Source organism: Cellulomonas sp. P5_E12, assembly GCF_054049315.1.
On record NZ_JBFUMP010000007.1, the window covers coordinates 17,533 to 41,451 of the forward strand.

Below are 23,919 nucleotides of genomic sequence, written 5' to 3' on the forward strand. Positions count from 1 at the left end.
GACGACATCGCTCCCGGCGACGCCGTCGTCCGCGGCCGGCGCCTCGGGATCGACGTCGGCTCGGTGCGCGTCGGGCTCGCGACCAGCGACCCGGACGGCTTGATCGCCACCCCGGTGGCCACCCTGGCGCGCGCCACGGCCAAGAAGGGGCGGCTCCCCGCCGACCTCGTCGAGGTGGTGCGCGAGGCGCACCAGCGAGGTGTGGGTGTTGTGTACGTCGGGCTTCCCGTACACCTGTCGGGGACCGAAGGCTCAGCATCGGAGGCCGCGCGCGCGTACGCTGTCCAACTGGCGCAGGCCATCGCACCGGTCGAGGTGCGGTTGGTCGACGAGCGGATGAGCACGGTGTCCGCCCATCACGCGCTGCATGCGTCCGGCCGATCCGGACGCAGCCACCGTCAGGTCGTCGACCAGGCGGCCGCGGTGGTGATCTTGCAGTCCGCGCTGGACGCGGAGCGTGCGTCGGGGCGACGTCCCGGAGAGCGGGTCGTGGCGGACCCAGCGAAGCACGGTCCGGTGGCGCGCGGGGGGGCTGCGGGCGACGCACGGACGACGGTGGAGTGACGCGCACGTGACCAACAGCCAGACTGACCGCTGGGCCCCTGTAGAACGGAGTGACGAGGTGAGCGACCTGTTCGGTGGCGACACTCGCGTCGCCCCTGTCGATCACCGGTCCTCGCGAGCCCGTGGCCGGGCCAAGGAGCAGCGCGAGCGCAAGCGTCGGCGGCGCCGCTCGATCTGGGTGCTCGTCGTCGCTGTCCTCATGGTCATCGGCGCCGGCTACGTCGTCGTCGAGCTCATGGGCGGCCTGTTCGGCGGTGGCGGCACGAGCGCCGACGGGAACGTCGAGGACTACTCCGGCGTCGGGCACGGCAGCGTCGACGTCGTCATCAAGCCCGGCGACACCGGCGCCCAGATGGCGACCGCGATGGTCGACGCGGGCGTCGTCGCCAGCACCAAGGCGTTCAACACAGCCTTCGCCGCCAACCCCCAGGCGAGCTCGATCCAGCCCGGCACGTACCGGATGCTGCTCGAGATGAAGGCCTCGGACGCGGTCACCGCGCTGCTCAACCCGTCGAGCCGCGTCTCGTTCAAGGTCACGGTCCCCGAGGGCCTGACGCGCGACCAGATCGTCGCGAAGATCAACGAGAAGACCCTCATCCCGGTCGAGGACCTCAACGCCGCGCTGGCGGACCCGGCAGCCATCGGCCTGCCGGCCGAGGCGAACGGCAACATCGAGGGCTGGCTCTTCCCGGCGACCTACGACGTCGAGCCCGGCGCGACCGCCGCGAGCGTCCTCTCCCAGATGACCGCGCAGACCGTCGCGGTGCTGACGCAGAAGGGCATCCCGCAGGACCAGTGGGAGACGGTGCTCAACAAGGCGTCGCTGGTCGAGCGCGAGGCGCGCCTGCCCGAGGACCGGCCGAAGGTCGCCCGCGCGATCGAGAACCGGCTCGAGAAGGAGATGCCGCTCGACATCGACTCGTCCGTGGCCTACGGGCTGAACAAGCCGGGCACGGGCGTGACCACCGCGGACACGCAGGACGCGAGCAACCCGTACAACACGTACAAGAACCTGGGCCTGCCGCCCACGCCGATCGCGTCTCCCGGGCTCGCGTCCATCGAGGCGGTCCTGTCTCCGGCCGAGGGTGACTGGCTCTTCTGGGTCACCGTCGACCTTGACACGGGCGAGACGCTCTTCGCCAACAACCTGGCCGACCACCAGGCCAACGTGGAGAAGCTCCGCGAGTGGCAGGCGGCGAACGGGAAGTGACGGACCCCGCCGCCCGACGGGCGGCGGTGCTGGGGCACCCGGTGGCGCACTCGCTGTCACCGACGCTGCACCGCGCCGCCTACGAGGCTCTCGGGCTGACCGCCTGGAGCTACGACGCGGTCGACGTGACCTCGGAGGACCTTGCGGGGTTCATCCGCGGGCTCGACTCCACGTGGGCAGGCCTCAGCCTCACCATGCCGCTCAAGCAGACGGTCATCCCGCTGCTCGACCACGTCGAGCCGCTGGCCGAGGTGGTCGGGGCCGTCAACACCGTGCTGGTGCAGGGGCGCTCGCTGATCGGCGCGAACACCGACGTCTACGGGATCGTCGCGGCGCTGGGTCTGGCGTCGGTTGGTTCTGCTGCGGTGCTCGGCGCCGGCGCGACGGCTTCGTCCACGCTGGCAGCGCTCGCCCAGCTGGGCTGCGCGTCGCCCGTGGTCTACGTGCGCTCGGTCGCGCGGGCCGGTGGGCTCATGCGCGCGGCGCACCGGATGGGGGTGACGCCGGTGTACCGCACGCTGGATGTGGCGCCGTCCGAGATTGGCCGGGCCGACGTCGTCGTCTCGACCCTCCCGCCGCACGCGGCCGACTCGCTCGCCGCCCTGCTGTCTTCCGCTGACGGCGTGCTGCTGGACGTCGCGTACGACCCGCGCCCGACCGCGTTGTCGGTCGCCTGGGCGGCGCTCGGGGGCGCGGTGGTCGGGGGCGAGCAGATGCTCCTGCACCAGGCCGCCGAGCAGGTCCGCCTGATGACGGGTCACCCCGCACCGCTCGCTGCCATGTCCGAGGCGCTCGACCGCAAACTCACCGCCTGACTCGCTCACGCACGTCGCCCTTCCTGCCGATTGAACTCTGGAGACACCCGTGCGGCCATGACAGGCCGCCGGCTCGACGGAGGGACGCGCGGTGAAGCAGCTCGGGGAGATCCTGCTCGACGACGGCCTCGTCACGGAGGCGCAGCTGCTCGCTGCGCTCGACGAGACCATGGCCCGCGGCTCGTCACTGGGCCGCACGCTTGTGGAGCTCGGTGTGCTCACCGAAGGCCAGCTGGTCAAGGCGCTCGCCAACCAGGTCGGCATGGACTTCGTCGACCTCGACGACTACCCGGTCGATCGCACCGCCGTGAGCATGGTGCCCGGTGCGCTCTGCCGCAAGTACTCAGTGCTCCCGGTCGCGCTCGAGGGCGGGTCGATCGTGCTCGCGACCTCCGACCCCGGCAACGTCATGGCCGTCGACGACGTCCGCTCCGTCTCCGGCATGCCCGTCATTCCCGTCATCGCCACCCACGACAACCTGCTGCGCGCGATCGACCGGTTCTGCCGCGCCGACGACGAGATGGAAGACCTCTCGCAGGCGTTCGAGGACCACGTCGACGAGACCGAGGCCGACCTGTCGAAGATGGGCGACATCGGCGACGAGGACGCTCCGATCGTCCGGTTCGTCAACCTCCTGGTCACCCAGGCGATCACCGACCGCGCGTCCGACATCCACATCGAGCCGGCGGAGCACGACCTGCGGGTCAGGTACCGGATCGACGGCGTGCTGCACGAGACGCAGCGGGCGCCCAAGCAGATCTCGCACGGCGTGATCAGCCGCGTGAAGATCATGAGTGACATCGACATCGCCGAGCGCCGCAAGCCGCAGGACGGCCGCATGTCGGTGGTCCACAACGGGCGCAAGATCGACCTCCGCGTGGCCACGCTGCCCACGGTGTGGGGCGAGAAGATCGTCATGCGAATCCTCGACAACTCCACCGCCAGCCTGGACCTGCGTGACCTGTCGTTCCTCGACGACAACTACGCGACGTATCGCGAGGCCTACACCAAGCCCTACGGGATGATCCTGGTCACCGGCCCGACGGGGTCGGGCAAGTCCACGACGCTCTACGCGACGCTCAACGCCGTGTCGAAGCCGGAGATCAACGTCATCACCGTCGAGGACCCGGTGGAGTACCGCCTCGCCGGCATCAACCAGGTCCAGGTCAACGTCAAGGCGGGCCTCACCTTCGCCGGCGCGCTGCGCTCCATCCTGCGCTCCGACCCCGACGTCGTGCTGCTCGGCGAGATCCGCGACCACGAGACCGCGCAGATCGCCATCGAGGCAGCCCTCACCGGCCACCTCGTGCTCTCCACGCTCCACACCAACGACGCGCCGTCGGCCATCACCCGGCTCACGGAGATGGGGATCGAGCCGTTCCTCGTGGGTTCCGCGCTCGACGCGGTCGTCGCCCAGCGCTTGGCGCGCAGGCTGTGCGACAAGTGCAAGGCGCCGTACACCCCCAGCCCGGAGGAGTTGCTCGCAGCGAAGTTCCCCTGGGTCGACGGGGAGCCGCTGCCCGAGCTCATGCGTGCGGTCGGCTGCGTGACCTGCTCGAAGACCGGGTACCGGGGACGCCTGGCGCTGCACGAGGTTATGCGCGTGACCGAGGAGATCGAGCGCCACGCCGTCGCGCACTCGTCGTCCGCCGACATCGCCGCGACGGCGATCAAGCAGGGCATGATCCCGCTGCGCTACGACGGCTGGCACAAGGTCGCGCTCGGTCAGACCTCGATCGAGGAGATCCTTCGCGTCGTCGTCACGTAGGCAGTCACCTTCGCCTCAAGTCGGGCACCCGTCCCGCCGATGAACCGACCAGAACCAAGGCCCGGTACCGCCACGTCCGTGTCGGTCGAACCAGGCGACCACGTGGAGGGAATGACGTGAGCGAGTCCTACCAGGCACCCACGGGGGAGCCTTCGCGGCCCTTGCCGCCCTACCGTCCCGTCGGCCCGCAGGCGGGTCCGCCGCCCGCACCCTCCGGGCCTGGGGCGACGGCGATGTTCTCGCCGATCCCGTCGCAGAGCACGGTCCCGGCCGCGTCACCGACACCGGCCGCCTACCAGCAGTCGCCGGGCACGGCGTACCCGCCGGCGCCCGCCGCCAGTTACCAGGCGCCCGCCGGGCCTCCGGTGTACGCGCCCGGGGCGACGTTCTCGCCGCAGGGTCCCGAGACGTCGGCCATGGGCGCGACGAAGGTCTTCATGCCCGCCGCGGTGCCGGCGGCAGGAGCTCCCGGCCACGTGCCCGCGCAGTCGGCCCCGGAGGCCGAGAAGCCCGCGGCGGCTCCGGCCCGCGACCGCGGACCGCGCCGAGGCATGGGCCAGGAGACGCAGGAGGATGACCTCCCGATCGACGAGATCCTCACGGAGATGGTCCGGGTCGGCGCCTCCGACGTGCACCTGACCACGGGCACCACGCCGATGGTGCGCATCAACGGCTCGCTCAAGGCGCTCGAGGGCTTCGGCCAGGTGAAGCCCGAGGGTCTGCGCCGCACGCTCTATGCGTTCCTCACCCAGAAGCAGCGCGAGAAGTTCGAGACGAACCTCGAGCTCGACCTCTCGTACTCGGTGCGCGGCCTGGCCCGCTTCCGCGTGAACGTGTACCAGCAGCGCGAGTCCATCGGCGCGGCGTTCCGCGTGATCCCGTACGAGATCAAGCCGCTCGAGGCGCTGGGTGTACCCGCGGTCGTCGGCACGTTTGCCGGCCTGCCGCGCGGTCTCGTCCTGGTCACCGGCCCCACCGGCTCGGGCAAGTCGACGACGCTGGCCTCGATCGTCGACCTCGCCAACCGGACGCGCGAGGACCACATCATGACCGTCGAGGACCCGATCGAGTTCCTCCACCGCCACAAGAAGTGCGTGGTGAACCAGCGTGAGGTCGGCCAGGACACCCACTCGTTCCAGAACGCGCTCAAGCACGTGCTGCGGCAGGACCCCGACATCATCCTCGTCGGCGAGAYGCGTGACCTGGAGACGATCTCCGTCGCGCTGACCGCGGCCGAGACCGGCCACCTCGTCTTCGCCACCCTGCACACGCAGGACGCCGCGCAGACAATCGACCGCGTCATCGACGTGTTCCCCGCGCACCAGCAGGCTCAGGTGCGCACCCAGCTGGCAGGTGCCATCCAGGGCGTCGTCTGCCAGACGCTCGCCAAGCGCTCCGACGCACCGGGCCGCGCGGTCGCGACCGAGGTGCTCGTCGCCACCCCCGCCATCCGCAACCTCATCCGCGAGGGCAAGACCCACCAGATCTACTCCGCGATGCAGGCCGGTGCCAAGCAAGGCATGCACACCATGGACCAGCACCTCTCCGAGCTGGTCAAGACCGGCAAGATCAGCTACGAGACCGGACTGGAGAAGTGCCACCACGTGGAGGACTTCAACCGACTGACCGGCCGGTTCTCCGGCGGTTCGCAGGGCGCCGCCGGCCTGGGTGACCAGGCGAGCATGGGCGGCTCCGCCTTCGGAAGCCAGGCGCACTGATGGCTGGGGCAACGAAGACGTTCGAGTACGCCGTCCGCGACAAGGGCGGCAAGATCGTCAAGGGCCGCGTCGAGGCGGCCAACCAGGCGGCGGTGGCCAACCGGCTGCGCGAGATGGGCCTCGCGGCCGTCTCGATCTCCGAGGTCAGCACCGGCGGGCTCAACGCCGAGATCAGCATCCCCGGCTTCGGCGGGAACAAGATCACGCTCAAGGACCTGGCGATCATGTCGCGCCAGCTGTCGACGATGATCGACGCCGGCCTCTCGCTGCTGCGCGCCCTGACGATCCTCGCCGAGCAGACGGAGTCGAAGCCGCTTGCCAAGGTCGTCGCGCAGGTGCGCAACGACGTCGAGATCGGCACGGCGTTCTCGACCGCGCTCGCCAAGCACGCCGATGTCTTCCCGCCTCTGATGATCAACATGGTCAAGGCCGGCGAGGTCGGCGGCTTCCTCGACCAGACGCTCATTTCCGTCGCCAACAACTTCGAGGCCGAGGTCAAGCTGCGCGGGAAGATCAAGTCCGCCATGACCTACCCGGTCGTCGTCTTCGTGATCGCCATCTTGGCGACGACGGGCATGCTGCTTTTCATCGTGCCCGTGTTCGCCGGGATGTTCTCTAGCCTCGGCGGGACTCTGCCGCTCCCGACGCAGATCCTGATGTGGATGTCGCAGGCGCTCAAGATCCTCATCATCCCGATCATCGTCGCGCTCGTCGTCTTCTCCGTGTGGTGGGGAAAGCACAAGAACGACCGGGGGATCCGGGAGCGCGTGGACCCGTGGAAGCTCAAGGTTCCCGTCTTCGGGCAACTGTTCCGCAAGATCGCCGTGTCACGGTTCACGCGCAACTTCGGCACCATGATCCACGCCGGTGTCCCGCTGTTACAGGCGCTCGACATCGTCGGCGAAACCAGCGGAAACCTCGTGATCGAGCGCGCCGCGAAGGCGGTCCAGGAGTCCGTCCGCCGCGGTGAGTCGCTAGCCGGCCCCTTGTCCCAGCACCCGGTGTTTCCCCCGATGGTCGTGCAGATGATGGCCGTTGGCGAGGACACGGGCGCGCTCGACACGATGCTCGCCAAGGTCGCGGACTTCTACGACGACGAGGTCGAGTCGACCACGGAGCAGCTCACCAGCCTCATCGAGCCGCTGATGATCGTCGTCATCGGCGCGATCGTCGGTGCCATGGTCATTGCGATGTACATGCCGATCTTCGGCGTGTTCAACCTCATTTCGTGAGCACGCCAAGGCGCCGTGCTCCGAAAGGGTGAATCGAGCGCCGCGGGAACTTTCTCCTCAAGGTCTGATCAGGCGCGGACGATTAACCGGGTGTAGGACCGAACCGGCCGAGCCGGACTGACATTGACATCGACCGCCCGCTCACGTTCAAGGGGAGAGCATCATGATTGCTCGCATTCGCAAGTCCATCGAGGAGAAGGACAAGGGCTTCACCCTCATCGAGCTCCTCGTCGTCATGATCATCATCGGCATCCTCGCCGCGATCGCCATCCCGGTGTTCCTGAACCAGCGCAAGAAGGCACAGGACGCCGCCACGAAGTCGGACATCTCGACCATCGGCAAAGAGGTCGCGACCTACTTCGTGGACAACACGAGCGTGACCGGCCTCAAGGTGGTTGCGGCGGGAACTCCGGCCCACTACCAGATGAGCGGCGGCGATCTGACTGCCACCTCGGACCTGGGCAAGGTGTCGACGAACGTCGTCCTGGCCAAGCAGACGTTCACCAACGACACCACGTGGTGCGTCTCCGCCACGAACGCGAATGGTGACAAGGCCGTTGTGGGCTACCGGTACTCGGCGGCTGGCGGCCTCGAAGAGGGCGCCTGCCCCTGATCCATGCAGTTCACCACGTGGGGCGCGAGCACAAGCTCGCGCCCCACGTGCATTTGTGCAACGCCTCAGAGATCCGGTGGCGGCGGCGCCCCGGGGCGCCACGACGTTCCCGGCAAGCAAGGCGCGCGGAATTCGTTCGCACGATATGGCGACGCGAGATCCGCCAGTCGGGTGAATCGCAAAGGTGCGGGGAGCCCGCGCTCAAGGTGTGGCCGGTCCCACCCGAAATACGCAATGCATGAATGAACCGGCTCCGGCCGGGATGAGCTGACAACGACCATCATCTCGCAGTGTCTCTTTTAGGGGAGCAGAACATGATCGCTCGCATTCGCAAGTCCATGGAGGAGAAGGACAAGGGCTTCACCCTTATCGAGCTCCTCGTCGTCATGATCATCATCGGGATCCTCGCGGCCATCGCGATCCCCGTGTTCCTCAACCAGCGCAAGAAGGCCGAGGACACGGCCGCCAAGGCCGACGTGTCGACCCTCGGCAAGGAGATTGCGACGTTCTTCGTCGACTGGGACGGCACCAACGGTCCGACTCTCACGCAGCCCGGAGTTACCACCACGGGTGGCGGGAAGTACGCGCTCGCAGCCGGCACCGGCACCGCTGCCGACATCGGCAACGCCTCCAAGAAGGTCCTGCTCGGCGACGGTGTCGAGTACCCCACGACCACTCCGGCTCTTTCCAAGGACCAGGGCTGGTGCGTCGACGTGACGGACGCGTCGGGCGACAAGGCGGTTACCGGCTTCAAGTACTCGGCCGTTGCAGGCCTCGAGGCCGGCACCTGCTGATTGTCCTTCGCAAGCTCGCTTCGGTGGGGTGGGAGGCGCTGCCTCCCACCCCACCGAAGTGGTTGTAGGGCGGCGTCAGCGCTGCGTCAGTGCATCCTCGGTGGTCATGTCTGCGGTGGAAGGGCACAGCATGTATGCGGCGCATAATGGAACGGCGGGCGCGCAGTCGGATGGCGGCTTCTCGCTGCTCGAGGTCGTGATCGCCATGGTCATCCTCGGCACGATGGCGGTCGCGATCATCGGCGTGATCATGAACACGCAGGCCCTCGGTGTGACCAACAGGTCCCGGGTGGCGGCCGCGAACCTGGCGGCCCGCGAGGTGGACATCCTCCGCGAGGAGTTCTCGCGGTCGGCTGACGCACCAATGAACATCGCCAACCAGGGCACCGTCACCAACCCGCACCCGCTCGCCAGCGGCGTCGCCGGGCAGCCGCTCCGGGTAGACGGGAAGGCGTACACCGTCGAGCGTCAGGTCGCCTGGAACATCACGGGCGAGGGCGCGTCGGCGTGCTCCGGGGGAGTGGCGGTCAAGTACCCGACTCTCAGGGTGACCGTCTCCGTGACGTGGCCGGGGATGGGCAACACACAACCGGTCGTGTCGCGGTCGTCGATCGCACCGCGCAAGGACGACAAGGTCCTCGGCTTCAATGGCTATGTCGCTGTGCGGGTCTCCGACTCCACAGGGGCTGCGAGCGTCGGACGGACGGTGCGTGTCTACTCCGCAGCCGAGACGCGGACCGGCGTCACGGACACGTCCGGTTGCGCCGTGGTCCAGGTGAACCCCGCGGTCGCGGGCAGCTCGTACTCGGCCCAGGTCACCGACGCGAGCTACGTGGACATGGCCAGCTCCACGGGGCCGACGAAGCTCGTCGGGATCGTGGCGCGCGGCCAGTTCAACAACACGACCACCTTCACCGTCGCCGCCGCGGCGACCTTGACGCTGAGGTTCGTCACGGCGACGGGGGCTCCGGCGGATCCTGCCGACCTCGTCGCCGGGCAGGTCTCCGTGACGGCCGCGGTGTACTCGGGTGCCAGCGGTACGAAGCTCATCCCTGTCACAGGCACCACGATGGTGCTCACCGGCCTGTGGCCCACTCAGTACACGGCCTTCTGGGGCAGCTCACCCACCGGCGTTCCGAACAGCCCCGCAGTGATCTCCCCAGGCGGTACCGGCACGATCGACGTCAAGCTGCCGACGGTGACGCCGTGATGCGTCGCCGAGACCGCCGGGACGAGCGGGGCACCTCGCTCGCCGAGCTGCTGGTGACCATGATGATCCTCTCCGTCGTCATCGCGGCGACGGCGACGCTGACCATCGGGTTCCAGCGGACCAACGCACAGAGCATCGGCCGCCAGAACCAGATCGACGTCGCGCGCGCCGCGAGCGAGCGGCTGAGCAAGGTCGTCCGCACGGCAGTCAAGCCGAGCCAGCTCGTCGAGTGCGTGACGTCGGCGTGCGACGACCTCACGGCATTCATCGCCGCCTCGGGGACGGGGATGCAGTTCTACGCCAACCTCAACAACGGCGGGAACACCATCGGGGCCAGCCGGGTCACGTACTCGGTCGGGACGACGGCGCCGGACGTCGGCGTCCTCGTCGAGAAGGTCCAGATCCCCGACCACGACTCGTTCGGCAAGCCGATCCTGACCTCAACCGGGTACACGTACTGCAACGCCGAGGTGACGGGTGCGCCCGCGGCGTGCAAGGCGAACCTCAAGGTGACTCGAGTGGCGACCGGCGTGGTGACGACGCCGACCGCTCCGCTGTTCTCGTACTTCGACGAGCTGGGCCAGCCGATGGTCGTCGCGCCGGGTGCGGCGCTGACCAACGCGCAGATCGGCAAGGTGCTGTCGATCGAGCTGAACGTCAAGGTCCAGCTCGCCTCGAAGCCGTCCGTGCAGCCGACCACGTACATCCAGCGCATCCTGCTACCCAACTCGCAGGCGGTCCTACGTCCGGGAGATGAGTCCACACCATGACCGTCACGCCCTCGGTTCCCCGCCCGTCTCTCTGGCGCCGCTTGCGCCGTTCTGATGAGGGATCGGCGATCATCCTCGTTGTCGGTTCCATGCTCGTCCTCGCCATGCTCGCCATGACCGCGCTGGCGTTCTCCCTGTCCGGGAGCAAGTTCGCCCGGTTCGACCAGGACTACACGGGCTCCATGGCGGCGGCGCAAGCCGGTGTCGAGGACTTCATCAGCCGGATGAACCGAGAGGATGTCTACGGGTACAAGCCGGACTGCAACAACCCGGCGTGGAAGGGTCCGATGCTCGCGACGAGCAACGACTGCTCGTGGACGCCCTCGACGACGGCGGGCTGGCAGGTGGTCGAAGCCGGCCAGACGGGCCCCAAGGCCGCCGCGTTCCACTACGTGGTGGACTCGAGCAAGCAAGGCGTCGGGATCTACCAGTTGTACGTCACGGGACGGGTGAACGGTCGCTACCGGACGGTCGACGTGACGGTTGGCAAGGGTGGGTCGACGGACTACGTCTACTACACCGACTTCGAGTCGGCGGATCCGGCCAACGTGCAGGCCTACGACCCGAGCGGGGCCACCAAGGTGGTCTGCGGCAAGGACGGCTCGGAGAAGGCGTCGTACTGGCACTCGTCCGCCGCGACCGACGGCAAGCCCAAGCGCGACGGTCAGAACTGCGTCGAGATTCAGTTCGTCGGAGGCGACGAGCTCGACGGCGAGGTCATGACGAACGACACGATCCTGGCGAACCTTCGCGCCTCGAAGAAGGCCCTGTTCAAGAAGCAGGTCTGGACGGCCGACCCGAAGTGCAAGACGGCGACGGCCGACTCGACGACGTGGGAGGACGCCTGCCTGCGCGACGGCAGCGTGGCGAACTTCAACGACGTCCAGCCGAAGTACCACGACCCGCTGTACCTCGAGGACTCGTCGGCCGGGTTCGCCACGGTTCCGGGTTGCCACTACTTCGGGTCCACCCGGATCAAGTTCACGGCCGACGGCAAGATGACGGTCTGGAACAAAACGTCGGTCAACGGCGGACAGGGACCTCTGGCGATCCCCGTGCTGGGCGGAGTCGCTCCGGACTGCGGCGACGTCGTCTCGCTGAACAAGGACGAGGGAGCGACGGTCCCGGTCCCGAACGAGAAGGTCATCTACGTCGCCGCGTCGACCGACCCGGCGACGCAGCGTCAGTGCCACGCCCAGGAGCTCGGCGGCGGGACATCGTCCTCCGACCGGCTGCCGTTGGGCAGCTACACYGGCGCTGCCCCGGGCTCCGCCAGCAGCACGTACAACGCCGACGCCAACATGCTCGAGGTGACCAAGTACTGCGGGCAGGGCAACCTCTATGCCGAGGGGGTGCTGAAGGGTCGCGTCACGTTGGCCGCGGCGCAGTCGATCATCGCCACGGGCGACCTCGTCCTCGCAGGCGGGACCGGCAGCGGCAGCCCCGACATACTCGGTCTCGTGGCGACCAACGCCGTCGAGGTCTTCCACCCGCGCGTCGGCCAGGTGAAGTCGATCGGCGTGTGCACCAAGACGAACCCCGACGGGTCCTGCAAGACGCGCAGCACGTCAACGTTCGAGTGGACCAACGAGGTGGTCAACGACGGCGACTACTCGGGTTGGCCCCACCGGTACAAGGAGCCCGGCGCCTCGGGATACACGCCGGCGGACGGGCTGCAGATTGCGGGCTCGATCCAGACCCTGCAGCACTCTTTCCTGGTCCAGAAGTACAACGTGGGCGGCGACGCCGGCACGCTCCTGGTCGTCGGGTCGATCGCCCAGCGCTGGCGCGGCATCGTCGGCCAGACCGTGAGTGGCAACTTCAACGGCTATCTGAAGCTGTACAAGTACGACCCACGCCTCCAGTACTCGACGCCGCCCTACTTCCCGAAGTGGGCGAACGCGAAATACACGCTCCGCTACAGCGGTGAGGTGGTCACGCCGGCCGGCCTGAAGACGTGACGGGGGTAGCGCGAGCCGCAGCTGTCCGGGCTGTGGGACACGAGCGGGTTCCGCACTCAATTTCTCGTCTGTAGCCCTCAAGTCGGAGTGCGCGCGTGCCGTTCACCCGAAAGAGCACAAGGTCGCGGAGAGCCTCCCGCACCGTCGGTGTTCGACCACGAGGTTGGCGGAAGGGCAGGTCACAGTGGGGGAACGGCTACGCAGACGGACGGCTGAGTCCCAGGGGGCCGGCGGTTTCACGCTGATCGAGGTCATCGTGGCCATGTTCGTGACCGTTCTCGTCATGCTCTCGCTGACGTACTCCGTCGTCTCCAGCCTGAAGACGATCCAGCAGGCCCGACAGCGGCAGACAGCTACGGCCCTCGCCACCCAGCAGCTCGAACGTCTTCGCGCGCTCCCGTACGACACGGTGACGCAGCCGAACGCGGCGATGGGCGTCAAGTCCGGTATTCAGTACGTCTCGACGGTGAGCGGGACGACCTTCACGCCGTCGGCAGCGCTCCTTCCGGGCGTCGTCGAGCCGCTGGTGGTCAACACGGTCTCCGGCCAGTGGACCGACGAGACGATCAACGGCGTCACGTACCGGGTGCAGACGTACGTCACGAAGGCGGCCCCCACCGCGTCGGGGTCGCAGGCGTTCAACCTCAACGCGGTGGTGAGATGGAAGAGCTCCGTCGTGCCCGCAGGGCGCGAGACCGTGCTGCGCTCCACGACGTTCTCCCCGGCGGGATGCCTGTCGACTGCGACGAGCCCGTTCGCGGCACCCTGCCAGGCGTACTTCACGGTCCGTGCGGGCGAGGCGCTCAGCGGGGTGACCGTGACAGACCCCGTCGACTCGTCCTCGTTGATGGTGGGCCTCGACGCCTCCAAGCTCCAGCTCGACTTCGCGAGCACCTCGACGAACTTCCTCGTCGAGCAGACCGCCAACGGCACGGCCGGCGCGGCGACCTCGGGGGCGTCGAAGGTCGCGGGCGGCACGAACGATACGGGCGGCGAGTCGGCCGGTGTCGCAGTCGACTCCGACCCGTCGTCGGTGCCCGACCAGTCGCTCGCGCTGAACACGCCGTCACATTCCGCGAACACGCTGAAGGCGTCCGGCTCCGGTGGGGAGCTCTCGCTCCGACCGTCCACGGCCGACTCGGGATCCGCACGCGCCGCCATCTTCGCCGACACCGCGACCTGCGTCGGCGCGTCGGGTACCGCGCTGACAACTGGCCCGGCCTCGATGCTCCGGCCGTGCGCCTCGTCGACGCTCCAGACCGCCGGGTCGCCGGCCACGCTGACGTACAAGGCGCCGAACGGGACCGTGCTGAACGTCGCCACGTTCGGCACGAGCGCCGCTCCGTCGCGTGCCGTGGCCGCCATCTTGGGAGCGACGAACACCGGCGCCTGCGCGGCAGGCGGCAATGTGGACTGCGCGCACGGAGCGGCGACGCGTCAGCTCGGGTCCGCTGCCCTTGGTGCCAGTTCGTTCGCATCTGCTCCGGCCGGGTTCACGCAGAGCAAGGGCCTGTGGTCGGTGACGGGGCTGCAGGAGTCCGTCCTCTCGGAGGAGGGCTACGGCGCGGGGACGCCGACGTTCACCCGCGACGGTTCGCTCGACGTCTGGAACGGCACCGGGTACACGACCGTGAACCTGGCCGGGTACCAGACGCCCGCCGCCGGTAGCGTCCCGGCGTCCGACACGCTCACGATCCCGCTCACGACGGTGGGTTACGCAGGAATCACGGTCGACTACGAAGGCACCGTCACGGTCCGGCGCCCCAAGGTGACGCGGACGCCCCTCGTTCGGACCGGCCCACTGGCGACGGTCTGCAAGACCGAGGCCTGCGAGACCTCGGTCGACGGGTCCGGTTCCGTGACGTCGCAGGTGATGGTGACGATCCGCAGCGGTGCGACCGTGCTGACCAAGTTCGCCGTGGTGAGCGACCTTGGCGGCGTCACCGCCGACGCGACCTACAAGGCGGCAGCAAATGCGTGAGTGCCGACGCCGGTGGCAGGCAGCCCGTGCGGGTCGGGGCGACGCCGGGATGACCCTCGCCGAGCTGCTCGTGTCGATGATCGTCTTCTCGGTCGCGATGGCCATGATCATGACCGCCGTGATCGCGGTCATGGGCGTCACCAAGGAGGCGCAGGGTGCCTCGGACGCGGTGTTCTCCACGCGCCAGGCGCTCGCGACGATCGACCGCCAGGTGCGGTCCGGGAACGTGCTGTTCAGCCCGGCAGACGAGGTCGCGTTCGTCTCCACCTGCCAGGACATGGGAACCAACAAGGGATCATGCATGCGCATCTTCACCCAGTCGAACGGGAACGAGAAGTGTGTGCAATGGCAGATGAAGGCCGACGGCTCGGGCACCTACCGGCTCCAGATGCGGAGCTGGGAGACCACGTGGCAGACCGGCGGCACCGTGACCCCGTGGGGCGTCGTCGCGCGTGGCCTGACCATGGCTGCGGCACCGTTCGAGCTCGATGTGGGCGCGGGAAACATCTACGGCGAGCGCCTGCTCAAGGTGCACCTCGTGGCGAAGAACGCTGACTCCGGCCGCGACGTCGCAATCGATGCGTCGATCTCGGGCCGCAACACCAGCTACGGGTACACCGGCAGCCAGTGCACGCCGGTACCGCCGGCATGATCCAGACGGAAGGCGTGAAGACGATGATGCGCAGGCTCCTCCCGCGGCGCGACGACGACGGCATCGCGCTGGTCGCTGCCATGGCCGTCGTGATGCTCGTCGGGATCCTCATGGTGGTGACCGTCGGCATCGCGATCTCGGAGTCCACGGCTACTGGACGTGACCGGCAGCGATCGTCGGCGGTCTCGACCGCGGAGTCCCAGGTGGACACGATCATGGCGCAGGTGCAGGCAGCTGCTCCGTCGGCCCTCCCGACCTTTTGCGGAACCTTGACGAGCTCGGCCGACGTCGCGAGCGACGACTTCGGCGTCACCTCGACCGTCACGTACTACAAGCCGGACGGCGTCACGCAGGTGCCCTGCGCGTCCATCCCGACAACCCAGGTCGGCTACGCCAAGATCCGCAGCACCGCCACGTCCGACGCCCTGGCACACACCTCGTCGGCGAAGCGGTCCGTCGAGAGCCTCGTCCGGCTGACCCCGGCGTATGGCAACGACCTGGACAAGGCCATCTTCTCCAACTCCACGCTGACGATGTCCAACAAGACCGTCCTCACGAGCGCGTCGGGGACGCCGGACGCCGACATCTACACCAACGGCGACTTCTCCTGCCGGAACAACGAGGAGTTCCACGGGTCGATCTACGCCCAGGGCCGCATCTCCCTCGAGTCGCAGTGCACGGTGTCGGTCGACGTGTGGGCCAAGGGAGAGGTGAAGATCACCAACCCGTCGGCCTCCGTGGGTGGTCGCGTGCTGTCGTCGTCGGACAAGGTGAGCCTGGACAAGGCGGCCCTCGGCCAGCAGGCCCGCGCGGCGGGATCGGTCTCCGGCGACGTGTGCGGGACGCCCGGCAAGTGCTTCTCGAACGTCGCCGTCGACGCACCGCCGTCGTCGAGCTTCCCCCAGTGGGTCTGGGACGCCGCGACGCAGGCGCAGTGGGCAGCGCACCAGTACACGACGACGGTCACGCTGCCGTCCGGCAACTTCACCTGCGACTGGTACAACCCGCCGAACGGCACGCCGGACCTGGTGGGTGCCGACGGTCACGGCGCGAACCTCAACGGCAAGGCGAACGGGGTCGGCGCCTGGCTGTTCGCGAACGCGTACAAGCTGACCGGACCGACGATCGTCGTGGCCGACTGCCCGTCGAACAAGGTGATCCTGCAAGGCATCGGCGTCACGCTGAACGACAACCTGCTCCTGGTCGCGCGCGGCGGCGTGCAGTTCAGCGGCAACTCGCAGATCAGCTCGGTGGCCGGCACCGGAACGGCGAGCGACCCGAACCTTCTCTACCTGATCCAGCCGGCCAAGTTCTACACCACGACGACGACCTGCTCGGGGGAGGGCCTCTCCCTCGACAACCAGGTCACGGTGGACGGCACGGTCAACACCCTGCTCTACTCGCCGTGCGCGATCCGGAAGGCCAACCAGTCGACGCTCGTCGGCCAGGTCTACTCGGGGTCCACCGTCTCTATCGACAACCAGCTGGACATGGCGTACGTGTCACTGCCCATCTGGGGTGGGATCGCGTCGCAGGCCACGATCGACTCCTACTCCATCGACATCCTCTACACGCGCGAGTCCGCGTGACCTCGGCAGGCAGGAGGGCGACGGACCGGTGACGGCGATGTCCGACGCGCTCGTGGGAGTGCTGCTGATCCTGGCGGTCGGGGTGATCGGGCTGCTGATCGGCTCGTTCCTCAACGTGGTCGTCTGGCGGGTGCCGCGCGGCGAGTCCGTCGTGCACCCGCCGAGCGCGTGCCCGCGGTGCGGCCACGCCATCCGGTCGCGCGACAACGTGCCGGTGGTGTCCTGGCTCCTGCTGCGGGGACGCTGTCGAGACTGCGGAGCACCGATCTCGCCCCGATACCCGCTCGTCGAGCTGGGCACCGGTGTGCTCTTCGCGCTGACGGCCTGGTTCGCCGGCCCGACGTGGGTCCTGCCGGCCCTGCTGTACCTGGCAGCCATCTCGGTCGCCCTCGCGCTCATCGACATCGACACGAAGCGGCTGCCGAACGCGATCGTCCTGCCGGCGTACCCGGTCGCGCTCGCGCTGCTCACGCTCGCCAGCTGGAACCCGGGCGGGGAGCCCGACTGGGCGGCCCTGCTGCGCGCGGTCATCGGCGCGGTGATCCTCTACGTCGTCTACTTCGTGACCGTCCTGGTCTACCCGGCGGGGATGGGCTTCGGCGACGTCAAGCTGGCGGGGGTCCTCGGCCTCTACCTCGGCTGGTACGGCTGGGGCGCGCTCTTCGTCGGGTGGTTCTCGGCCTTCCTCCTGGGCGGTCTGTTCGCCGTCGGCCTGCTCGTCCTCGGGCGGGCGGGCCGCAAGTCCGGCATCCCGTTCGGCCCGTGGATGCTGCTCGGCGCCGCCGTCGGCATCGTCGCAGGCCAGCCGCTGTGGGACTGGTACCTCGGCGTCCTCTGACGTCGAACTTCCGCCCCAGGGATTGCTGCTCCGGCCTCAAGTCAGGCGGCGCGCCACCCGATAGGACGAATGAACTCAATCGTCCGGGGGAAGGACTCTCGTGGGTACCACTCGCGTCATCGGGCTGGACATCGGCTCGTCGTGCGTCCGGGCTGCGGAGCTCGAGTTCGGGAACGGCGGCCCTCTGGGCAAGACGCCGCCGACGCTCGTGCGCTTCGGCCAGGTCGCACTCCCGCTCGGCGCCGTCCGTGACGGCGAGGTCGTCCAGCCAGAGACTGTCTCGAGCGCCCTGCGGCAGCTCTGGGCGCAGGCAAAGTTCGAGTCCAAGGACGTCGTCATCGGCGTCGGCAACCAGCGGGTCATCGTCCGCGAGCTCGACCTGCCGTGGATGCCACTCGCCCAGCTCAAGGCTTCCTTGCCGTTCCAGGTGAGCGAGCTGCTGCCGATGTCGACCGACGACGCCCTGCTCGACTACTTCCCGACGGCCGAGTACGACGGCCCGCAGGGCCGCACGGTCCACGGCATGCTCGTCGCAGCACAGCGGGACACCGTGAACGCGAACGTCATCGCGGTCGAGGGCGCCGGCCTGCGGCCCCGGATGGTCGACCTCAACGCGTTCGCCCTGCACCGCGCGCTGGCGCGCGGCGAGCTCGCCCAGTCCACGGCAGCGTTCGTGGACATCGGCGCGACGATCACCACCGTCGTCATCTCCGCGCAGGGATCACCCCGCCTCGTTCGGTCGCTCCCCACCGGGGGCCAGAACGTCACGGCCGCCGTCGCGAGCGCGCTCGGCATCGCCGCACAGGAGGCCGAGGTGGTCAAGCGGGAGGTTGGCATCGGCTATGCCGTCGGCCCCGAGCGGGCGGATGCCGCCGAGGCGATCAGCACCGTGGTGCGAGCGCTGGTCGAGTCGGTGCGGAACACCTTCGTCTACTACTCGAGCAACAACCCGGGCGCCGGCATCGACGTCTGCGTGCTCACCGGCGGAGGTTCCCACCTTCCCGGGCTCGGGCAGTACCTGTCGAGCGCGAGCCGGCTGCCGGTCACCCTGGGTGACCCGCTTGCCGGCCTGCGGTCGGCCAAGACCGTGCAGCGCAACGCGCTGAACGGGCACGAGTCGTTCATCGCCCTCCCCGTCGGACTGGCCTACGGAGTTGCCGCATGACCACGCTTCTGGAACGACCGAAGGGTCGGCCGAGCGCCGGCACCGCGCTGAGCGGGACGCTTCCGCAGGTCAACCTCCTCCCGCCCGAGGTCCGTGCGGCCCGTGGGCTGCGCACGACCAAGCGCTGGCTCGCACTCGGATTGGTCGTCACGGTCGTCGGCTGCATCGGGGCGTTCGGCCTCGCGCTGATCTCCGGTGCTCAGGCCGCGACGGAGCTCGCCGAGGCCCAGGCCGAGACGACTCGCCTCCAGCAGGCCCAGGCGCAGTACGCCGAGGTCCCGGTCGTGCTCGACGCCCTGGCGGCAGCGACGAATGCCCGCGCGATCGGCATGTCGACGGACGTCCAGTGGAAGTCGTACGTGGACGCCATCGCGGCAGTGCTTCCCGCCAACGTGAGCTTCGACTCGACCACGGTCACGGTCGCGACCCCGATGAGCGCGGCGCCGGCGCCTGCCGACCCGCTCCAGCTGCCGAGCGTCGGGCAGATCCAGTTCACCGCGAGGTCGTCCGCGATCCCGGACACCTCTGCCTGGATCGACGCGCTCAACTCGGTCCCCGGCCTGCGCGACGCGTGGGTGTCGTCGGCCACGGTCAGCGAGGACGAGACCGGTATCTACTACACCGTCGCATCGACGGTCCAGGTGACGGACGCGGCGTACTCGCGCCGGTTCGACGCCACCGACGGGGAGGGCTGACATGGCCGGCGCGAAGAAGAGCACCTGGGTCGGCGGCACGGTCTTTGTCGGCCTCGTCATCGCCGCCGCGGCGTGGTTCCTCGCTATCTCGCCGACGATGTCGGCGGCGGCGGACCTGAGGGACCAGGCCGAGCAGACGCGTGAGCAGAACGAGCTCCTCGAGATGAAGGTCGCCAAGCTCAAGGCGGACTTCGAGAAGCTGCCGGAGTACCAGGCGCAGCTCGCGGTCCTGCAGCAGCAGGTGCCGACGAGCGCGATGCTCTCGGACTATCTCCGGCAGCTCGACCAGATCGCGATCGCCCACGAGGTGACGATCACGACGATCACGCCGGCAACTCCCCAAGCGGTCGTCGTCGCGGCGGCACCCGTCGCGGTGGCACCCGCACCCGCGGAGACCGCGCCCGCAGAGGGCTCGTCGTCGACGGAGACACCCCCGGCCGACGGCACCGAGGTTGTGGCGCCGCCCACTGGCGGCGCACCCGCCGGCTTCACGGCGATCCCGTTCGCGCTGACCGTCGTCGGCACCTACGACAACACGAACGCGTTCCTCTACGACCTGCAGAACGCGACGGCACGCCTGTTCCTCGTCACCGGATTCACCGGTACGTCGCAGGACGACGCCGCAGCATCGGGCGGCAAGCCCGAGACGCACGTCGGCGACCAGGAGCTGGCGATCACGGGCTTCACCTACGTCCTGCCGGATGCCCTCGGTGTCCCGGCGCCGGTCGACCCGAACGCCACCCCGCCGGCCCTGCCCGGCGCGGTTCCGGGTAAGAACCCGCTCGTCCCGGTCGACGGTCACTGACCGACTCGCGACCCACACGGTCCACCCTCCGGGCGCTCGCCCGGAGGGTGGACCGCGTCATGGGAGGATCCGTCACATGCTGCGTTGGTTGACCTCCGGTGAGTCCCACGGCCCGGCGCTCGTCGGCATCCTCGAGGGGCTCCCGGCGGACGTCGAGGTCCGTTCCGAGGACATCCAGGCGGCGCTCGCGCGTCGCCGGCTCGGGTACGGCCGCGGCGCCCGCATGAAGTTCGAGCAGGACGAGGTCCGGCTCCTCGGAGGCGTGCGGCACGGGCGCACGCAGGGCGGCCCGATCGCCATCGAGATCGGCAACACCGAGTGGCCCAAGTGGGTGGACGTGATGTCGTCCGACCCGGTCGAGGACCCCGACGTGCTGCTGCGAGCCCGCAACGCCCCGCTCACGCGGCCGCGTCCCGGGCACGCCGACCTCGTGGGCATGCGCAAGTACGGCTTCGACGACGCCCGGCCGGTCCTCGAGCGCGCGAGCGCCCGGGAGACCGCCACGCGCGTCGCGCTCGGCACGGTCGCGGCTCGGTTCCTCGAGCAGGCCGCGGGCGTGCGGCTGGTGTCGCACGTCGTCAGCATCGGGCCCGTCGCAGCGCCCGACGACGCAGCCGTTCCGACGCCGGACGACACAGTCGCCCTCGACGCCGACCCGGTGCGCTGCTTCGACGCCGCGACGTCCGCGGCGATGGTCGCCGAGATCGACGAGTGCCACAAGGACGGCGACACGCTCGGTGGCGTCGTCGAGGTCCTCGCCTACGGCCTGCCGTCCGGGCTGGGCTCGTACGTGCACTCCGACCGCCGGCTCGACGGCCTGTTGGCCGCCGCGCTCATGGGCATCCAGGCGATCAAGGGCGTCGAGGTGGGCGACGGGTTCCGCACGGCCGCCCGCCGCGGCTCGCAGGCGCACGACGAGATCGAGCGCGACGCGTCGGGACGGATCGTGCGGCGCACCAACCGCGCCGGCGGGCTCGAGGGTGGGATGACGAACGGCGAGATCCTGCGGGTCCGCGCCGCGATGAAGCCGATCTCCACGGTGCCGCGCGCGCTCGACACGGTGGACACCGCGACCGGCGAGGCCGCGAAGGCGCAGCACCAGCGCTCCGACGTCTGTGCGGTGCCTCCCGCGGCCGTCGTGGCCGAGGCCATGGTCGCCCTGGTGCTGGCCGACGCCCTGCTCGCGAAGACCGGTGGCGACTCGGTGGCCGAGGTCCGTCGCAACCTCGAGGCGTACGTCGCGTCGATCCCGGACCTGCTCGCGTGACGCCCGAGTTCCCCTCCRGCGGCCCGGCGATCGTGCTCGTGGGGCCGCCCGGCTCGGGCAAGTCGACCGTCGCCCTCGCGCTGGGCGAGCGCTGGCAGCTCGCAGTCCGCGACACCGACCAGGACGTCGAGGGCACGGCCGGCAAGGCCATCGCCGAGATCTTCGTTCAGGACGGGGAGCCGGTCTTCCGCGCGCTCGAGCGCAATGCCGTGCGTGTGGCGCTCGCCGAGCACGATGGCGTCCTCGCGCTCGGCGGGGGAGCGGTGCTCGACCCGTCGTCGCAGGAGGCCCTGGTGGCCTACGCGGCGGGCGGCGGAGTCATCGTGTTCCTCGACGTCACGCTCGCCCATGCCGCGCCGCGGGTCGGCTTCAACCAGTCGCGCCCGTTGCTGCTCGGGAACCCGCGGGCGCAGTGGCAGGCGCTGATGGAAGCCCGCCGGCCGGTGTACGAGGCGCTGGCGACCGTCCGGGTGCTGACCGACGGACACCGACCGGCCGACGTCGCCGAGCTGATCGAACAGGAGCTCGCGGTCCTGCGCCGCGGCGAGGGGAGCGGGTCATGACCGACGCACGGACCGTCCGGGTCGAGGGCGAGCGGCCCTACGACGTCGTCATCGGGCGCCACCTGCTCGGCGCGCTGCCCGACCTCCTGGGTGACAGTGTCCGCCGCGTCCTCGTCGTGCACCCGGCCGCGCTGGCGACGACGGCGGACGCCGTCCGCGAGGACCTGCGCGCCCACGGCTACGAGGCGTTCATCGCCGAGGTGCCCGACGCCGAGGAGGCCAAGACCGCCCAGGTCGCCGCGTTCCTCTGGCAGGTGCTCGGCCAGGCGGACTTCACGCGGTCAGACGCAATCGTGGCGGTCGGGGGAGGCGCGACGACGGACCTCGGCGGGTTCGTCGCCGCCACCTGGCTCCGCGGCATCCGCGTGGTCCAGGTGCCGACGACGCTGCTCGCCATGGTCGACGCCGCGGTCGGCGGGAAGACCGGCATCAACACCGCGGAGGGAAAGAATCTCGTCGGCGCGTTCCATCCGCCGGCGGGGGTGCTCTGCGACCTCGCGGCGCTGGAGTCGATGGCGAAGCACGACTTCGTCGCGGGACTCGCGGAGGTGGTGAAGTGCGGGTTCATCGCCGACCCGCGCATCCTCGAGCTGGTCGAGGCGAACACGGACGTGCTCACCGATCCCGTGGCGGCGGCGTCGTCGCCCGTCCTGCTCGAGCTCATCGAGCGCGCCGTGGCTGTGAAGGCCCGGGTGGTGGCGGAGGACCTGCGCGAGGGCGGGCTGCGGGAGATCCTCAACTACGGCCACACGTTCGCGCACGCCATCGAGCACGTCGAGCGCTTCCAGTGGCGGCACGGTGCGGCCGTCTCGGTGGGCATGGTCTACGTCGCGGAGCTCGCGCGCCTCGCGGGGCGGCTCTCCGACGAGGTCGTCKACCGGCACCGCTCGATCCTCACGTCGCTCGGGCTGCCCGTCACGTACCGCGGCGACCGGTGGGACCGGCTCCTCGCGGCGATGCGTCGCGACAAGAAGACGCGGGGCGACCTCCTGCGGTTCGTCGTCCTCGAGGACATCGGCAAGCCCGTGCGCCTCGAGGGCCCGGACCCAACGCTCTTGGCCGCGGCGTACGCCGAGCTGAGCGAGGGCGCACCGGCCCCGTCCCGGGCGATCTCACTGTGACCCGCGCGGCTCGCTCTGCGGAGGCGCGGGCCGTCCTAGGCTCGTCATCATGACGCGAGTGCTGGTGCTCAACGGCCCGAACCTCGGGCGCCTCGGAGTCCGTGAGCCCGAGGTCTACGGCTCGACCACCCACGAGGAGCTCTCGACGGCGGTCGAGAAGTGGGCGGCCGACCTGGGGCTTGACGCCGAGGTGAGGCAGACCGACGACGAGTCGGTGCTGGTCGGCTGGCTGCACGAGGCCGTCGACGCGCGCGCGCACGTCGCCCTCAACCCGGCAGCGTTCACGCACTACTCCTACGCGCTGCGCGATGCGGCAGCGCAGGTCACGCACGCGGGTCTCGTGCTGGTCGAGGTGCACCTGTCCAACCCCTACGCGCGTGAGACGTTCCGGCATGTCTCGGTCATCGGCCCGATCGCCACCGGGACCATCGCGGGCTTCGGCGTCGAGGGCTATCGGTTCGCGCTGGAGGCGATCGCCTCACGCCTGTGAGGCGGCACGTTGCCTGCACGGTACGATGGTCGGCGGTCTGCGGCCGTCGACAGCCGCGCACACCCTCAGGAGCGCCTCCGGCGGACCGCACAGAACTC

The 23,919-nt window shown here is 69.5% G+C and carries 22 protein-coding genes; all 22 read left to right on the forward strand.

The features are described from left to right. Positions 1–63 precede the first annotated feature (63 nt). The 22 genes from ruvX to aroQ all read left to right on the forward strand — a co-directional run bounded on the left by ruvX (position 64) and on the right by aroQ (position 23,821). Positions 64–564 (forward strand): Holliday junction resolvase RuvX, encoded by a 501-nt coding sequence (ruvX, locus tag ACXJKA_RS07880; RefSeq protein WP_456824638.1) that lies wholly within the window; start codon positions 64–66, stop codon positions 562–564. 58 nt (positions 565–622) lie between these two features. Further along, the gene (gene mltG, locus ACXJKA_RS07885; RefSeq protein ID WP_456824639.1) at positions 623–1,774 is read left to right on the forward strand and encodes an endolytic transglycosylase MltG; all 1,152 of its coding nucleotides are present in this window, start codon (positions 623–625) and stop codon (positions 1,772–1,774) included. Further along, entirely contained in the window at positions 1,771–2,589 is an 819-nt protein-coding gene (locus ACXJKA_RS07890) for a shikimate dehydrogenase (RefSeq protein WP_456824640.1), read from the forward strand. Before mltG ends, ACXJKA_RS07890 begins: the two co-directional genes overlap by 4 nt. Positions 2,590–2,680: 91 nt before the next feature. Further along, positions 2,681–4,357, forward strand: a complete 1,677-nt coding sequence (locus ACXJKA_RS07895) for a GspE/PulE family protein (RefSeq protein WP_456824641.1) — start codon at positions 2,681–2,683, stop codon at positions 4,355–4,357. Positions 4,358–4,473: 116 nt separating this feature from the next. Further along, a complete protein-coding gene (locus ACXJKA_RS07900) occupies positions 4,474–6,075 on the forward strand; it encodes a PilT/PilU family type 4a pilus ATPase (protein ID WP_456824642.1) in 1,602 nt (533 codons plus the stop codon). Beyond that, positions 6,075–7,307 carry a type II secretion system F family protein gene (locus ACXJKA_RS07905; RefSeq protein WP_456824643.1) on the forward strand — a complete coding sequence of 411 codons (1,233 nt, stop codon included), beginning with the start codon at positions 6,075–6,077 and terminating at the stop codon, positions 7,305–7,307. Before ACXJKA_RS07900 ends, ACXJKA_RS07905 begins: the two co-directional genes overlap by 1 nt. A 163-nt stretch (positions 7,308–7,470) precedes the next feature. After that, positions 7,471–7,920, forward strand: a complete 450-nt coding sequence (locus ACXJKA_RS07910; RefSeq protein WP_456824644.1) for a type II secretion system protein — start codon at positions 7,471–7,473, stop codon at positions 7,918–7,920. Between the two features lie 314 nt (positions 7,921–8,234). Further along, positions 8,235–8,714 carry a type II secretion system protein gene (locus ACXJKA_RS07915; protein ID WP_456824645.1) on the forward strand — a complete coding sequence of 160 codons (480 nt, stop codon included), beginning with the start codon at positions 8,235–8,237 and terminating at the stop codon, positions 8,712–8,714. A 106-nt stretch (positions 8,715–8,820) separates the two neighbouring features. Further along, positions 8,821–9,924 (forward strand): type IV pilus modification PilV family protein, encoded by a 1,104-nt coding sequence (locus ACXJKA_RS07920; RefSeq protein WP_456824646.1) that lies wholly within the window; start codon positions 8,821–8,823, stop codon positions 9,922–9,924. Then, a complete protein-coding gene (locus ACXJKA_RS07925) occupies positions 9,924–10,694 on the forward strand; it encodes a PilW family protein (protein WP_456824789.1) in 771 nt (256 codons plus the stop codon). The genes ACXJKA_RS07920 and ACXJKA_RS07925 overlap by 1 nt, the downstream gene beginning before the upstream one ends. An 89-nt stretch (positions 10,695–10,783) precedes the next feature. Next, positions 10,784–12,655: a pilus assembly PilX family protein gene (locus ACXJKA_RS07930; protein WP_456824647.1), complete on the forward strand. Its 1,872-nt coding sequence runs from the start codon at positions 10,784–10,786 to the stop codon at positions 12,653–12,655. A gap of 256 nt (positions 12,656–12,911) precedes the next feature. After that, entirely contained in the window at positions 12,912–14,636 is a 1,725-nt protein-coding gene (locus tag ACXJKA_RS07935; RefSeq protein ID WP_456824648.1) for a type IV pilus modification PilV family protein, read from the forward strand. Continuing rightward, positions 14,629–15,288 carry a PilW family protein gene (locus ACXJKA_RS07940; protein WP_456824649.1) on the forward strand — a complete coding sequence of 220 codons (660 nt, stop codon included), beginning with the start codon at positions 14,629–14,631 and terminating at the stop codon, positions 15,286–15,288. The genes ACXJKA_RS07935 and ACXJKA_RS07940 overlap by 8 nt, the downstream gene beginning before the upstream one ends. Then, positions 15,285–16,877 carry a hypothetical protein gene (locus ACXJKA_RS07945; RefSeq protein ID WP_456824650.1) on the forward strand — a complete coding sequence of 531 codons (1,593 nt, stop codon included), beginning with the start codon at positions 15,285–15,287 and terminating at the stop codon, positions 16,875–16,877. Before ACXJKA_RS07940 ends, ACXJKA_RS07945 begins: the two co-directional genes overlap by 4 nt. A 37-nt stretch (positions 16,878–16,914) precedes the next feature. Further along, a complete protein-coding gene (locus tag ACXJKA_RS07950) occupies positions 16,915–17,715 on the forward strand; it encodes a prepilin peptidase (protein ID WP_456824651.1) in 801 nt (266 codons plus the stop codon). Positions 17,716–17,815: 100 nt separating this feature from the next. Further along, entirely contained in the window at positions 17,816–18,880 is a 1,065-nt protein-coding gene (pilM, locus tag ACXJKA_RS07955; RefSeq protein WP_456824652.1) for a type IV pilus assembly protein PilM, read from the forward strand. Then, the gene (locus ACXJKA_RS07960) at positions 18,877–19,575 is read left to right on the forward strand and encodes a PilN domain-containing protein (RefSeq protein WP_456824653.1); all 699 of its coding nucleotides are present in this window, start codon (positions 18,877–18,879) and stop codon (positions 19,573–19,575) included. Before pilM ends, ACXJKA_RS07960 begins: the two co-directional genes overlap by 4 nt. A gap of 1 nt (position 19,576) precedes the next feature. Continuing rightward, positions 19,577–20,380 carry a hypothetical protein gene (locus ACXJKA_RS07965; protein ID WP_456824654.1) on the forward strand — a complete coding sequence of 268 codons (804 nt, stop codon included), beginning with the start codon at positions 19,577–19,579 and terminating at the stop codon, positions 20,378–20,380. 76 nt (positions 20,381–20,456) lie between these two features. After that, positions 20,457–21,647, forward strand: coding sequence for a chorismate synthase (gene aroC / locus ACXJKA_RS07970; protein WP_456824655.1), 1,191 nt, complete (start codon positions 20,457–20,459; stop codon positions 21,645–21,647). After that, on the forward strand, positions 21,644–22,210 hold the full coding sequence (locus ACXJKA_RS07975) for a shikimate kinase (protein WP_456824656.1): 567 nt from the start codon (positions 21,644–21,646) through the stop codon (positions 22,208–22,210). The genes aroC and ACXJKA_RS07975 overlap by 4 nt, the downstream gene beginning before the upstream one ends. Beyond that, the gene (aroB, locus tag ACXJKA_RS07980; protein WP_456824657.1) at positions 22,207–23,331 is read left to right on the forward strand and encodes a 3-dehydroquinate synthase; all 1,125 of its coding nucleotides are present in this window, start codon (positions 22,207–22,209) and stop codon (positions 23,329–23,331) included. Before ACXJKA_RS07975 ends, aroB begins: the two co-directional genes overlap by 4 nt. Before the next feature lie 49 nt (positions 23,332–23,380). Next, positions 23,381–23,821 carry a type II 3-dehydroquinate dehydratase gene (gene aroQ, locus ACXJKA_RS07985; RefSeq protein WP_456824658.1) on the forward strand — a complete coding sequence of 147 codons (441 nt, stop codon included), beginning with the start codon at positions 23,381–23,383 and terminating at the stop codon, positions 23,819–23,821. The last annotated feature ends 98 nt before the right edge of the window (positions 23,822–23,919 follow it).

What these genes read in the sequence shown, in the direction of transcription:
- ACXJKA_RS07960 (WP_456824653.1), top strand. Translation starts at nt 18,877, where the DNA reads ATGACCACGCTTCTGGAACGACCGAAGGGTCGGCCGAGCGCCGGCACC.
- ACXJKA_RS07920 (WP_456824646.1), top strand. Translation starts at nt 8,821, where the DNA reads ATGTCTGCGGTGGAAGGGCACAGCATGTATGCGGCGCATAATGGAACG.
- ACXJKA_RS07945 (WP_456824650.1), top strand. Translation starts at nt 15,285, where the DNA reads ATGATCCAGACGGAAGGCGTGAAGACGATGATGCGCAGGCTCCTCCCG.
- ACXJKA_RS07965 (WP_456824654.1), top strand. Translation starts at nt 19,577, where the DNA reads ATGGCCGGCGCGAAGAAGAGCACCTGGGTCGGCGGCACGGTCTTTGTC.
- ACXJKA_RS07910 (WP_456824644.1), top strand. Translation starts at nt 7,471, where the DNA reads ATGATTGCTCGCATTCGCAAGTCCATCGAGGAGAAGGACAAGGGCTTC.
- ACXJKA_RS07915 (WP_456824645.1), top strand. Translation starts at nt 8,235, where the DNA reads ATGATCGCTCGCATTCGCAAGTCCATGGAGGAGAAGGACAAGGGCTTC.
- ACXJKA_RS07950 (WP_456824651.1), top strand. Translation starts at nt 16,915, where the DNA reads ATGTCCGACGCGCTCGTGGGAGTGCTGCTGATCCTGGCGGTCGGGGTG.
- aroC (WP_456824655.1), top strand. Translation starts at nt 20,457, where the DNA reads ATGCTGCGTTGGTTGACCTCCGGTGAGTCCCACGGCCCGGCGCTCGTC.
- ACXJKA_RS07905 (WP_456824643.1), top strand. Translation starts at nt 6,075, where the DNA reads ATGGCTGGGGCAACGAAGACGTTCGAGTACGCCGTCCGCGACAAGGGC.
- ACXJKA_RS07925 (WP_456824789.1), top strand. Translation starts at nt 9,924, where the DNA reads ATGCGTCGCCGAGACCGCCGGGACGAGCGGGGCACCTCGCTCGCCGAG.
- ACXJKA_RS07940 (WP_456824649.1), top strand. Translation starts at nt 14,629, where the DNA reads ATGCGTGAGTGCCGACGCCGGTGGCAGGCAGCCCGTGCGGGTCGGGGC.
- aroQ (WP_456824658.1), top strand. Translation starts at nt 23,381, where the DNA reads ATGACGCGAGTGCTGGTGCTCAACGGCCCGAACCTCGGGCGCCTCGGA.